This window comes from Propionicimonas sp. (assembly GCF_034927565.1).
Taxonomy (GTDB): domain Bacteria; phylum Actinomycetota; class Actinomycetes; order Propionibacteriales; family Propionibacteriaceae; genus Propionicimonas.
In genome coordinates this window covers 25,248-37,632 of the sequence record NZ_JAYFPT010000047.1, presented here as the reverse complement: position 1 = coordinate 37,632, position 12,385 = coordinate 25,248, and the positions used below count along the sequence as shown (strand labels likewise).

The 12,385-nt window shown below is 70.4% G+C and carries 9 protein-coding genes; 5 read left to right on the top strand and 4 right to left on the bottom strand.

From position 1 onward, the window contains the following. Window positions 1–34: 34 nt before the first annotated feature. Entirely contained in the window at window positions 35–409 is a 375-nt protein-coding gene (locus VB080_RS09430; protein ID WP_323418183.1) for a hypothetical protein, read from the top strand. Between the two features lie 285 nt (window positions 410–694). On the opposite strand, the gene VB080_RS09425 is transcribed toward VB080_RS09430, so the two are convergent. After that, the gene (locus tag VB080_RS09425) at window positions 695–1,405 is read right to left on the bottom strand and encodes a type IV toxin-antitoxin system AbiEi family antitoxin domain-containing protein (protein WP_323418182.1); all 711 of its coding nucleotides are present in this window, start codon (window positions 1,403–1,405) and stop codon (window positions 695–697) included. 153 nt (window positions 1,406–1,558) lie between these two features. Between VB080_RS09425 and VB080_RS09420 the strand changes: the two genes are divergently transcribed. The 4 genes from VB080_RS09420 (at window position 1,559) to VB080_RS09405 (ending at window position 10,505) form a co-directional block, all read left to right on the top strand. Next, entirely contained in the window at window positions 1,559–2,134 is a 576-nt protein-coding gene (locus VB080_RS09420; RefSeq protein ID WP_323418181.1) for a hypothetical protein, read from the top strand. Window positions 2,135–2,196: 62 nt separating this feature from the next. Next, on the top strand, window positions 2,197–2,754 hold the full coding sequence (locus tag VB080_RS09415) for a dihydrofolate reductase family protein (RefSeq protein ID WP_323418180.1): 558 nt from the start codon (window positions 2,197–2,199) through the stop codon (window positions 2,752–2,754). Between the two features lie 37 nt (window positions 2,755–2,791). Then, on the top strand, window positions 2,792–5,551 hold the full coding sequence (locus VB080_RS09410; RefSeq protein ID WP_323418179.1) for a helix-turn-helix transcriptional regulator: 2,760 nt from the start codon (window positions 2,792–2,794) through the stop codon (window positions 5,549–5,551). Between the two features lie 145 nt (window positions 5,552–5,696). Next, a complete protein-coding gene (locus tag VB080_RS09405) occupies window positions 5,697–10,505 on the top strand; it encodes a DUF5979 domain-containing protein (protein ID WP_323418178.1) in 4,809 nt (1,602 codons plus the stop codon). Between the two features lie 39 nt (window positions 10,506–10,544). Here the strand turns inward: VB080_RS09405 and VB080_RS09400 are convergent, their stop codons facing one another. The 3 genes from VB080_RS09400 to VB080_RS09390 form a co-directional block, all read right to left on the bottom strand. Beyond that, window positions 10,545–10,958, bottom strand: coding sequence for a VOC family protein (locus tag VB080_RS09400; RefSeq protein ID WP_323418177.1), 414 nt, complete (start codon window positions 10,956–10,958; stop codon window positions 10,545–10,547). Between the two features lie 52 nt (window positions 10,959–11,010). Next, window positions 11,011–11,358, bottom strand: coding sequence for a helix-turn-helix transcriptional regulator (locus VB080_RS09395; protein WP_323418253.1), 348 nt, complete (start codon window positions 11,356–11,358; stop codon window positions 11,011–11,013). Window positions 11,359–11,439: 81 nt separating this feature from the next. After that, window positions 11,440–12,375, bottom strand: a complete 936-nt coding sequence (locus VB080_RS09390) for a tyrosine-protein phosphatase (RefSeq protein ID WP_323418176.1) — start codon at window positions 12,373–12,375, stop codon at window positions 11,440–11,442. Window positions 12,376–12,385 lie beyond the last annotated feature (10 nt).

Genomic DNA, 12,385 nt, shown 5'->3' with positions numbered 1-12,385 from the left:
CACCGCACGAGACGATGGCGGACCGCACAGCGTTATGGCTGATGCCGAGCTCGACACCAACCTCAACCAAGGTGAGGCCGTCGGCATACCGGCGAGCCGCCTCTTCACGAATCGCCTGTGGCAAGGTCGACAAGCGGGGTTCGATACCGGCCCGTCTCGCGATCTCGCTGACAGTGCCGCGATGCACCTTGAAGTAGGCGGCGAGCTGGCGAACGGGCACGCCGTCGGCGTATCCGGCCAGCAGTTCGGCTCGATTCGAGGCACTCAAACGGGTTTGAGTCTGAACCGAATTTTCGCGCATTGGGCCGCGCTGATCGATGACCCGGGCGTGCCGGGGGATGCCTCGACCGCGCCGCGACCCCTTGATAACGCGGGAAATGAGGGTTTTCAGCGGCTTCCGGGGGTTTGAGAAGCACCCACGGAGGACCACCAGATGGTCGTTGTTCAGACCAATGACATTTCCGGTTTGACGCCCAGATTCCGTGGTCTGGTGCTGTCGCGTGGCGGTCCTCGGCCAGCAGGATCCCGCCCTTGAGAACAAAGCCCTCGGCATGGCCGGTGCAAGTGAGGCGAGCCAGGACCGACTCCAGCGCGTGGCGGATCAGATACTCCTGCGTCGGCGCACCCGTCCCGGTCTTCGCTGCTGCCGAACGTGCCGCCGACTGGGGACGGCGGAACACCTCCTCGCCCGCGCTCACGCCAGCATTTCCAGCGCATGCAGGACCGGGGACTTCGCGCGGGGAAGGCGAGAGACGATCTCCATCAGCCGGGCAGGTTTCCCGCCACGACGCAGCCACTCCTTCAAGGCCTCCCGCGCCAACTCATACCCGACTTCGCCGCGCAGGCGGAACGCGTCCGCGATCGACCGCTCGGGTGAGTAGATCCCGATCAACTGATCCGTACCCGAAATGGGCATCTCGTCTCGGCCGATCTCGAAAGTGGCCCGATCGAACTGATGCCACGCGATCGCGCCCATGCTCGCCGGTGTGCACGACCCGCGCGGGATCGCGACATCCAACGCGGTGGGGATCGCATCGGTCAGCTGATGGTGCGTGAGCGCCGACGTCAAGCAGATCGTCGCATCCGGGCGACGGGTGGCCGCCTCTATCCAATCCCAATCCGCCGCTGAATCGTCCGCGGGCAGGTAGATGCCCCGAGCGATCCGCTCCAGCCGCCCCTCACGCGCTGCACGATACAGCCCACTACGTGATAGGCCCGCCTCCTCGGCCATGCCCGGCCTTAACGCAGACATCACCGCCACCTCACTACCAGGATGAAACGTATACACGTAGGCATATCTGATGACGAATCGTTCCGGCAGGTAGCCGTCAGCACTCACCGCAATCCACGGTGTCGACGTTTGAGAAGTGGACAGTTTCGACGGTGAACAGTGAACGCTCGACACGATCGGAGTCTCAGTAGCGGCCAGAGCCCTGGCGAACCCCCGAGCCCCACCAGCGATGCAGGAACGAGCGGCCGTCAGCCCCTGGTTCAACTGGAGATGGCCCTACGATCCTTCGTGTCGCCTACTGGAAGTGCCGCCGATGAAGTGCCGCCGATGAACCCCTACTACCTCGTGATGCCGCGGGACGGGTTCGGTACCGCCGCCCCAATCGACCAGGCCACCGACCAAGCAGCCACCGAACTTGAACGCCGTCTTGGCGAGCCCGGGACGATCACTGGTTGTCGCCAGCTGACCTGGATACGCACCGATGACCGCCCGGCGCCCAACTGGCAGTGGGGGCTGGGCTATGTACCGCTACTGTCAACGTCGTTCCGCGACATCCTGGACACGCACAAGTCCAGGCAAGACGCAATCCAGTGGCTGCCCGCCACCCTCGCCCTCACTGACGGATCGATCCAGGAACGCTGGATCCCCCACTTCACCGTGCAACACGACGTGCTCGACACCGCCGCCACGACATGGGGCCCCTCAGGCCTGCCCCTTCTGTGGTTCCTCGACCCCACCAAACTCGACGGACTCAACATCCTCATGATCCCCGGCATGACTGGGGACCTCATCGTGAACGCCGAGACCATGCGAGCCCTCCGACGCGCCAAAATGACCGGCCACCAAGTCCTACGCGCACGACTCACACACGCCACACCACACGAACCTCCCACGCAGAACTAAGCCTGCGGCATGCGCTGAGCGTCCGCGATAGCGCAGCGTTACGCCGCTCCTAGAGTGTCGCCATGACACGGATCATCTTCGATACCGCGACCAGTCTCAACGGCTGGATCGCCGACGAGGCCAACTCGCTGGAGTGGCTGTTCGCCGTTGACGAGAGCGGACTGCCCCAGGACCGCCTTCTCCCGGGTGGAGCGACGGTCCTGGTCGAGGGCTCCACCACCTACGAGTGGGTGCTCCGGGAGGAGGCCCTGCTGGAACAGCCCACGAAGTGGCAGGAGTTCTACGGACACAAGCCGACCTTCGTCTTCACCACCCGGACACTCCCCGTCCCGGACGGCGCCGACGTGCGGTTCGTCTCCGGTCCGGTTCCAGAGGTGCTGCCACAGCTGCGGGCAGCAGCCGGCGATGGCGACATCTGGGTGGTCGGCGGCGGTGACCTCGCCGGTCAGTTCCTCGACGCCGGCGCGCTGGACCAGATCGGCCTCACCGTCGCGCCGGTCGCGCTCACCGGCGGCGCTCCGCTACTCCCCCGCCGGCTCGAGTCGGACCGGCTCCGGCTGGTCTCGGCGGCTGCCTACGGGCAGTTCGCGCGGCTGGTCTACGAGGTGCTGCCCTTGTGACGGCCTAGTTGCGGGGATTACTCTGCAGCCCACAAGGGTGTCCACTCCCGAAACCGGTTTCCAGGTGTCACAGGCTCTGCCCGCCGATCACAGTCGCGTCCACCCCACGCGCCAGGGGCGCCGCGGCGAGACAGCATGCATCGGGCGTGACCGCGAACTCGACACCGTGCGGCAAGCCAGACGCACCGGCCGGCACAGCGTCGTCATCGCCGGGCAGGCCGGGGTCGGCAAGACCCGGCTCGCCCGAGAGGCACTGGCTGAAGCCGAGGCGGCGGGGGCCGCCGTGTTCTGGGTGCGCGCCACCGCCTCGGCGGCCGCGCTCCCGCTGGCGGCAGTGGTTGACCTGCTGCCACTCGACCGGCTCCGGGGTGACCCGCTGCGCGCCTTCCACGCCGGCTACGACATGTTGCGGGAACGGGCCGGCGGCCGTGACCTGGCCATCGGAGTGGACGACGCCCATCTGCTCGACCCGGGTTCGGCCGCCTACGTGCTGCACCTGGCCCGGCGTGGTGCCTTCGTCCTGGCCACCGTCCGGGCCGGCGAGAACCTGCCGGACGCCGTCACCGCGCTGTGGAACGGCGACGATGCCGTCCGGGTCGACCTCAATGCCCTGGCAGCGGAGGAAACCGCGGCTCTGCTGGAGGCCCAGCTCGGCGGGCCGGCCGAGGCGGTCGCCACCGAGTGGGCCTTCTCCATGAGTGCGGGTAACCCGCTCTACCTGCGCGAACTGGTCGCGGGGGCGGTTGCGGTGGCAGCACTCTTCCAGGACCATCCGGGTGGCCTGTGGCGGCTCGGCCGCAGACCCACGCCGAGCGTGGCCCTCGCCGAGTTGATCACGACCCGGCTCGACGGCATCGGCGCAGCCGGCCAGACCGGTCTCGCGCTGCTGCGGATCGGCGAACCGCTCCCGGCCTCGACGGTGGCACAGCTCTGCGGTGACCAGACCATCGGACTGCTGACGTCCCATGACCTGGCAGTGGTGGAGACCACAGCGGGCGAACGGATGGTCCGACTCGCCCATCCGCTGTACGGCGAGATCGCCCGGCTGCACACCGCCGACCACCGGCTGGCCGAACTCCGCACACACCTTGCCGCGGCGGTGCGTGACCGCGGCCTCCAGGCCGGTGACGCTCTCCGGGTCGCGAGCTGGCTCCGGGACGCGGGCGCCGGGATCGACACCCAGTTGCTGCTCGACGCTGCCATCGAGGCATACGAGGCACGCGATCCGGCACTGGCCGCCGAGTTCGCCGAGCGGGCCGAGGCGGGATCCGGCGCCTGGCAGGCAACCCTGCTGCGGGGACGCGCGCTCGCCGCGCTGGGTGACCATGCCGGGGCCGAGGCGACACTGGCCGGACTGGAAGGACGGTTGCCGGCCGCAGCCGACGCGGCCGAGTATCTGTTCGCCCGCATCAGCAACCTGGTGTGGGGCCTGCACCTGGGGCCAGCGGCACGTGCGCTGGTGGAACGGGCGGCAGACTGGTGGCTGGATCCGGCCTGGCAACAACACGCCGCAGGCCTGCGGCTGATGGTCACCAGTGCGATCGGCGAGTTGGCCGAGGCGACCGCCGTCGCCGACTCGCTGACGGCCCGGCAGGAACTGTCGCCTCCGGCAGCGGCCCTGGTCGCCACCAGCGGTGTGATTGCCTGGCTCCACAGCGGGCGAACCGCTGCTGCCATCACCGCTGCCGAGCGTGCCCTCCCGCCACCGCCACGAGACGAGAAACCCGGCGACCGCGAACTGGCCGGGCTGATCTCCTGGTCCCTGGCCAGGATCGAGTCCGGGCATGACTGGGAGGCGGCCGAGGAACGGATCGCCCGGGTCCTGCGGGTCGCCCTGACCCGAGGCGACCGGGTCACCGCCGGCCCGGCAGCCGGACTGCTCGGGCACCTGGCGCTGGTCAGCGGCCGGCCCGTGACTGCCGACCGGCTGCTTCGTGACGCCGTCGGGCATCTGGAACTGCACGACCCGCGTGGCCTGTCGGTGGTGATCGTCGCGCAACTGGCCAAGGCCGCTGCCCTGCGAGGTGATGCCGTCCATGCCGACGAAGCCCGCGAACAGGCCTGGGAGTTGCTCGCCGGACGACCACCGGCCTGGCACGAGGCGCCCGTCCTCGCCGGCACCGAGGCGTGGACGCTGGCGGCGCACGGCAGCACGACGGCGGCGTGGGAGTTGCTGCTCGACCACGCCGCCGGTCTGGCTGCCCTGCCGGTGCTGCAGACCCACCTGCTGCAGGATGCGCTCAGCCTGGGCGCCCCACCGGGACGGATCGCCGACCTGCTGGGCGCCATCGCCGGGCACTGCGACGCCCCGATCGTGGCCGCAACCGCCCGACACGCGGTAGCGCTGCGGGCGTCGGACGGCCCCGCCCTCCTCGACGTGGCCCGCGAACTCCAGGTCATGGGGGCCCGCCTCGCCGCGGCCGAAGCGGCCACCGAGGCGGCAGCCGCCCACGCCCGGGCGCACAACACGACCGGCACGCGGCGCGCGTCCGCGCTCGCCCAGCGACTCCTCGCCGGCTGTGAGGGTGCCTCCACCCCGGCGCTGCGAGCCTCCCGGCCCGGCAGCGCCGACCTCACCGCGCGCGAACGCGAAGTCGCCGAACTCGCCGCCACCGGGCACAGCAATGTCCAGATCGCCCAGCTGACCACCGTCTCGGTGCGCACCGTCGAATCGCACCTGTACCACGCGATGGTCAAGCTCGGGATCAGTTCCCGCAGCGAACTGGCTGCTGTGCTTCGGGCGGACGCCAGCCCAGAACTGCCCGCCGCTGCGCCCGCCGCCGACCAGACCGGCTAGCGCTCAGCCGGTCGTCTGGCCACGGCAAACCAGTACCGACTACTGATGCGCTGCCCGGGGCCTGCCCGCGAGGCTGGGCCGGTCGGCACAGGTGTCGCAGCCTGCACCCGACTGCCCGCTTCCGCCACGATGCCCCGGAGTGTTCATGCGCCCCAACGCAACGTTCCCGTCCACCCACCCGCTCGCCGCGGGTGCCAGCGCGCTGGCCATCCTCGCGGCCGCGGTCGTCGCCAGCGTGGCAGGTCCGCCAGCCCCGGCAGCAGCCGCACCCGACCCGACGCCGGTGAGCCAGTGCGATGCCATCGCCGCCGGGGGTTCGTGCACGCTGGGCCCCAGCGCCGACCACACCCCGTACACCTGGACGGTCCCGGCCGGGCTCACCCGGGTCCTCGCCGTGGTGCGTGGCGCTTCGGGAGCGGTCGGCTCCCACACCGGGACGCCCGGCGCCGGCGGGATCGTCATCGCTGAGATCCCGGTCACCCCTGGCCAGGACCTGACGCTGTGGGTTGCCACCCAGGGCGACTCACACATCGGTGGACGGGGCTGGGGCACCGGCGGCTACGGCGGCACCAACTCGATCCCCGGCCTGCACGACGGTGCGGGCGGCGGCGGAGCCAGCGCGATCGTGGACTCCCACGGCAAACAGGACCCGCTCGTGGTCGCTGGCGGCGGTGGTGGAGCCGGTTCGACCTTCGACGAGTACAACCTGGTCGGCGGCGAGGGCGGGGCGGGCAGCCCGGACGGCGAGGACGGCGAGGACGGCGACGAGTACTCCGACGGCGCGCCTGACAACGGCGGCCGCGGCGGCTACACCAGCGGCCACGACGGCGAGAGTTCCGGAAGCGACCAGATCAACCCGCCCGGTGGCGGCGGTGGCGGTGGCTACCGGGCCGGCGAGTCTGGCGGGATCGGGGTGTTCGTCGGCTTCAACGACGGCCCCGAGGACGCCGACCAGTACCACCAGGCCGGCGGCGGCGGGGGCGGCGGGTCAAACCACGTCCGCAGCGATGCCACCGAGGTGTTCAACGGCACCGGAGCGATCGCCACCGGCCAGATCCAGCTGCTGCCCACCGGCAAGCAGGTCAGCTTCAGTTGCCAGCCGGGGTCGCACACCCATGACGTCCCCTGGCAGCACTACAGCCCGCCCGAGGGCACCGAGATGATCGCGATCGCCATCGGCGGCAACGGCGGACGCGGTTCGAACGCCAACTCGCCGGCCCGCGCGGCACTCGCCATGGGCACCTTCGACACCCTGCCTGGTGAGGATCTCAGCATCGCTGTGGGCTGTGCCGGGGACAACAGCCGTAACGGCTACGGCTACGGCGCCGACGGCGGCAATGCCTCCGGGGCACCCCATGACGGTGGTGGCGGTGGTGGTGGCACCGCGATCATGGGCGGCGGCAAGCTGCTGCTGGTTGCAGGTGGTGGCGGCGGGGCCGGCGGCCACGCCGACGACATCGATCAGGGCGGCGACGGCGGCGAGGCCGGGCTGGGGTGGGGGAGGGCCGGTGCGGGCAGCGGCAAGGACACCGGATCCTCGGGCGGCTGCGGCGGCTGTGAACGCAACGATGACGGCAGCGCCAAGAACTCCGGCAGCCTGGGCCACAGCGGCGATCCCGGCGGCGGCGGAGGCGGCGGGGGCGGCGGCTACCAAGGTGGCGCCGGCGGCAACGGCGGCGGGCTTGGCCTGGGCGGCGGCGGGGGCGGCGCCGGCTCGTCCTACTACGACGCCACCCGGGTGCGCGACCCGCAGGTCGCCCCGAGTTCGGCCCTTCACTTTGCCGGCAAGAAGCACAACGACGGCCTGGTGATCCTCATCCTGGTGCGCCAGACCGCCCAGCTGAGCGTCTTCGTGCCGGTCGACAAGCCGGCCGACTACCTCTACCCGGTCGGACCGTTCCAGATCGACAGCAACTGCACCTATGGCGGCCAGACGGTGCTCGACACGTCCGAGCAGGTGCAGGCCGACGGCCAGCTGCACTACCCGGGTTTGCCGATCGGCGCCAGCTGCACGGTCAGCGAGCCGGCCAGCGGGGACGGGGACGCTGCGGTCCGCCCCGACGCTCAGACCATCGAGATCGTCGCCGGCGACAACGCGGTGGCGATGCGCAACAGCTATGCGCTCACCTCCGCCGAGATCACTGTCCAGGTCGCCGGCGCCTCCCAGTTCTCCCGCGGCAATATCGTCGAACAGTTCTCCTGCACGATGGGCGGCAAGCCCTTCCTGCTGCCGCTGCCGCCGCCCTACAACCACGGCATGCTGGAGTTCTCCGAGATCGGCGGCGCCCTGATCATCTCCGACCTGCCGCTGGGTGCGGTGTGCTCGCTGGCGCAGTCCGGCGGGTCGGCGACGAAGGTCGAGTACTCCGTCAGCGACCCGGACGTGGCAACCTCGACCGATCCGCTGACCGGTATCGTGCTCGGCACCCTCACGAAGTTCGTGGTGACCGACACCTGGCAGACCAGCACGCTCACCGTGGCGAAGCAGGTGATTGCCGAGGGCCCGAACTTCCCCTTCGACACCGACTACCAGATGCAGGTCGACTGCCGGTTCGGCAGTCGTGCGATCAGCTCCGACACCATCACCGTGCGGGCCGGCAACCAGGTGGTGCAGGACGAGATCCCGGTCGGCGCCAGCTGTGAGGTCACCGAGAACGACACCAAACAGGCCACCTCCACCACCTTCTCCCCCGCCCGGACGGTCACCATCGCCGCGGACGGGTCGAGCAAGGTCACGGTCACCAACCTGTTCGCCGACGGGTCGCTGGCCCTGACCAAGGTCGTCACGGGCACAGGCACGCAGTTCGCCACAGCGCCCTCCACCGCCGAGCTCAGCTGCGTGCTGGGCGACGACCCGGCTGTCGTCGAAGAGGTCCAGTTGCCGGCCGGCGGCGGGTACGTCATGGCCGACGACGACATTCCGACCGGCTCGGTGTGCACGGTGCGTGAGACCGATACCGGCGGGGCAACGTCGACCTCCTTCACCACCAGCAACGACCCGACCGGAACCACCGACGACGACTCGGCCACGGTCACGATCGGCGAGCAGACCACCGTCGGGGTCACCATCGAGAACACCTTCGATGCCGCGCCCCTACAGGTCGAGACCCTCGCCGACGGGGACGGCCTGGTCTTCGCCGGCACCACCGACATCGAGGTGACCTGCCGGTTCAATGGCGACGAGGTCGACTCCACCACCTTCACCTTCGGCCATGCCGCTGGAGCAGCGCAGGTCCCCCTCCTGCCGGTCGGCGCCCGCTGCGACGTGGTCCAGGCCGACAACGGTGGCGCCAGCGTGGTGACCCCGTCCGCGACCAACGCCGGCAACCCGACCGAGATCGACGGCGGGCTGCGGGTGACCGTCCAGGCCCCGGACGCCGACGGTACCCCGACCACCGTCCACTTCGACAACGACTTCGTCACCTCGCAGCTGACGGTCACGACCACCGTCGACGGGTCGGCGGCCTATGCCGCCAACACCGACTTCCGGATCCAGCTGGAGTGCACCCTGGACGGCAGGCCGCTGTTCACCCTCGGCACGCTCGGCGGCCCGGTCTTCACCGTTCCGGCAACCGGAGGCTCGTTCGCGGTGACAGTGCCGGGACGGGCGCACTGCACGGTCACCGAGCCCGGCGACGGTGGGGCGAGCACGGTCACCCTCGACCCGGCCGACGCGGCGGTGGTCGTCCCGGCCGACGGCAGCGATCTCGCCGTCACCGTGGCCAACACTTTCGATGGAGCCGACCTGCACATCGCGAACGTCCTGGCCGGTAACGGCGCCGACCTGCACGCCGACCTGGAGTTCCCGATCCAGACCGAGTGCAGGTTCAACGGCCGGCATCTGGTCCCGGCCGGAAACCCGCCGACCTCGTTCGCGCTGGCCGGCGGCCAGGACGCGACCATCGTCAACCTCCCGGTCGGAGCGAGCTGCACCGTGGCCGAGACCTCCGACGACAACGCCAGCAAGGTGAGCTACCGCGCCACCGACCCGAACGCCACGATCACCGACTCCTCGGCGCAGATCACCGTGCTCGCAGCAGGAACCCCGGTGAATCGCCGGGTCGGCGTCCTGGCCGTTCCCGCCGGGGCCGCCAACGTGGTGACCATCACCAATACTTTCGAGGTCGGCAACCTGACGGTCACCGCCCAGCTCACCGGCCCGGGAGCGTCCGTCTACGGGGCCGGCCGGAGCTTCCGGGTGCAGGTCGCCTGCCGTCAGCAGCTCGACAACGGCTGGGTCACCATGCACCTGCCGGACGGCGGGCGACTCACCCTCGATCCCGCCGGCAACCTGGCTGCGGGGATCGACGACCTGCCGGCCGGCTGGACCTGCGCCCTGGTCGACGCCGACACCGGGCTGGCCACAGGGATGGTGCTGGGTGATCCCGCCGTGATTCCGGTGGACGGCACGGACGCCTTCGAGATCACCTACGACTGGGAGCTCGGCAGCGTGGCGGTCACCAAGCAGGTCAAGGGCGAGTCGGCGGTCCCGGAGTTCGGCTTCACCGTCGGCTGCACCGCTCTCGACCGGGACCAGTCACCGGCGGCCACCGTCGTCATTGCGCCGGTCGGCGCCCCCGATTTCAGTCTGGCCGAGGGCGAACACCAGTCGGTGACCGCTCTGGCCGGAGCGGAGTGCACCATCGCCGAGACCGACTCCGGCGGCGCTCGGACCATCACCTACCGGCTCGGCACGGCTGACCCCGCCCCGCTCGGCGACGGCGTGGTCCTGCGCCTCTCCCAGAACAGCACACCGACCCTCACCGTGATCAACAGCTTCGCCGCTGTCGGCCCGACACCGACCCCCAGTCCATCGCCCACCCCGACGCCGACGCCCGATCCCGACCCGAATGTCCTCCCGATCACAGGAGCGACCATCGGCGGGCTGGTGCTGCTGGCGGTCGCGCTGCTCGGCCTGGGGCTGGCGCTGCGACGAACCGGACGCCACCAGTAGCGCCTCTGGCCTGGCGGCGTCGGTGCCCGAGCGGGCCGGTCAGTCGCGGGCCTGGTTGATCCGGATGTGATTGCCGGCGGGGTCGCGGAAGGCGCAGTCGCGGACGCCCCAGGGCTGGGCCATCGGCTCCTGCAGTACTTCCGCGCCGGCAGCCTGCGCGCGCTCGAAGGTGGCGTCGAGATCGGCAGCGAAGAACACGTACGGGCCGGGCCCGGAGCCCTTGGCGACCAGGCGGTGCAGCGCCTCCCCGTCGTCGGGCGAGCGGCCGGCGGCGGGATCGGAGAGCACCAGGGCCGGGCCGGTGGGGCCCCCCGAGCCGAGGGTCACCCAGCGGTGGCCGTCGGAGGCGACGTCGCTGGTGACCTCGAGGCCGAGGGCATCGCGGTAGAAGCCGATGGCGGCGTCCACGTCGTCCACGGTGATCGGGCAGTAGAGCAGGGAAATGTCTGTCATGGCTGCCACGCTACGTGTCCCGACCGCGAGTCGCTTCTCCGATCCTGCTCGATCACCGGAAGCGAGCGGGGCGGGTGAGCAGCTTCGCCAGACAGGGCGGCATCGCCTCCAGTGCCTCGTGCGGGCGTGCCCGATAGCCACTCGGGGTCTCGCCCACCAGGCGCGTGAAGGTGGAACTGAACGAGCCGAGCGAGGTGGCGCCGACCGCCATGCAGGCATCGGTCACCGCCCAGCCGTCCCGCAACAATGCCATCGCCCGCTCCACCCGCCGGGCCATCAGATAGGCGTACGGGGTCTCGCCGTAGGCGATCTTGAACTCTCGCGAGAAGTGCGCGGGCGACATCAGTGCCTGCTTGGCCATGGTCGGGACGTCCAGCGGCTCAACGTAGGCGCGATCCATCAGGTCGCGCGCCCGCCGCAGGTGGGCCAGGGTCGCCGGGGACTGCGGTACCGATGCCACAGGGGAAGTGTACGGATGCTCTCAGCCGGCCCGGAGCTGCGTGCGCAGCGACATCACCGTCGACGTCGACAGCCCCAGGCCCTTGGTCAGGTAGCGATTCAGGCTGCCGTAGCGCTTCTTCAACTCGCTCAGCCCGGCCTTCAGGTAGCTGGCGTCGACCTGCACCAGCGCGCGCTTGATCGCCGCCGCCTTCGCACCGCCGGAGCGCTTGGCCTTGGCCACGTCCTGCTCGATCAGCGCCTTGCGGTAGCTGTTCGACAGCAGGTACTCACCGATGACGGTCTTCTCGCTCGCCCCCGCGGTCAGTTGCAGGATCGCCGAGATCCAGCCGGTGCGGTCCTTGCCCTCGGTGCAGTGCACCAGGACGGGGCCCTTGTCGCCGGCAATGCCGCGCAGCACCCGTCCGATCGCCTTGCGCTGGGCGGGATCGCTGACGAACCTGCGGTTGACCGACTTCATGTGCGCCTTCGCCTTGGCCACACTCGCGGGTTTGACCGCCGCAGTGGCCTTGACTGCGAAGATGTTGGAGGCGTGCCAGGTCGCCCCCTTGATCGCCGGGTCGGGGGCCTTCTTCACCACCGCCGGGGTGCGCAGGTCGTAGATGTCGGTGATCCCCGCCTTCTCCAGCCGGCGTTTGTCGGCGGCCGAGATCGGCTTCAACCTCGCCGAGCGGTAGACCACCCCGACGGCCATCCGGGTGCCGTCGGTGAGCTTCAGTCCGGGGCCATCGCCGGCGACATCGCGGAAGTTGGCGACACTGGTGATCCGCGGGCCGGGCGCCGAGGGACCAGAACGGACCGCCAGCGGCGCGACCGGGAGCACCCGGCCGGACGTGGCGACCGGGGACGTCACCGGCGGCGCGGCCTGCGTGACCTGTCCGGGGACCGGTCCACCACACCCGGCAAGCAGCGCGATCGCGGCGGCCGCCGCAACCAGTCGCTGTCGAGGTCCGATCATCAGGCCAGCC

Excerpts from the sequence above, each read along its gene's own strand:
- VB080_RS09430 (WP_323418183.1), top strand. The coding sequence starts at position 35 with ATGGCTGATGCCGAGCTCGACACCAACCTCAACCAAGGTGAGGCCGTC.
- VB080_RS09420 (WP_323418181.1), top strand. The coding sequence starts at position 1,559 with ATGAACCCCTACTACCTCGTGATGCCGCGGGACGGGTTCGGTACCGCC.
- VB080_RS09415 (WP_323418180.1), top strand. The coding sequence starts at position 2,197 with ATGACACGGATCATCTTCGATACCGCGACCAGTCTCAACGGCTGGATC.
- VB080_RS09405 (WP_323418178.1), top strand. The coding sequence starts at position 5,697 with ATGCGCCCCAACGCAACGTTCCCGTCCACCCACCCGCTCGCCGCGGGT.
- VB080_RS09400 (WP_323418177.1), bottom strand. The coding sequence starts at position 10,958 with ATGACAGACATTTCCCTGCTCTACTGCCCGATCACCGTGGACGACGTG.
- VB080_RS09395 (WP_323418253.1), bottom strand. The coding sequence starts at position 11,358 with ATGGATCGCGCCTACGTTGAGCCGCTGGACGTCCCGACCATGGCCAAG.
- VB080_RS09390 (WP_323418176.1), bottom strand. The coding sequence starts at position 12,375 with ATGATCGGACCTCGACAGCGACTGGTTGCGGCGGCCGCCGCGATCGCG.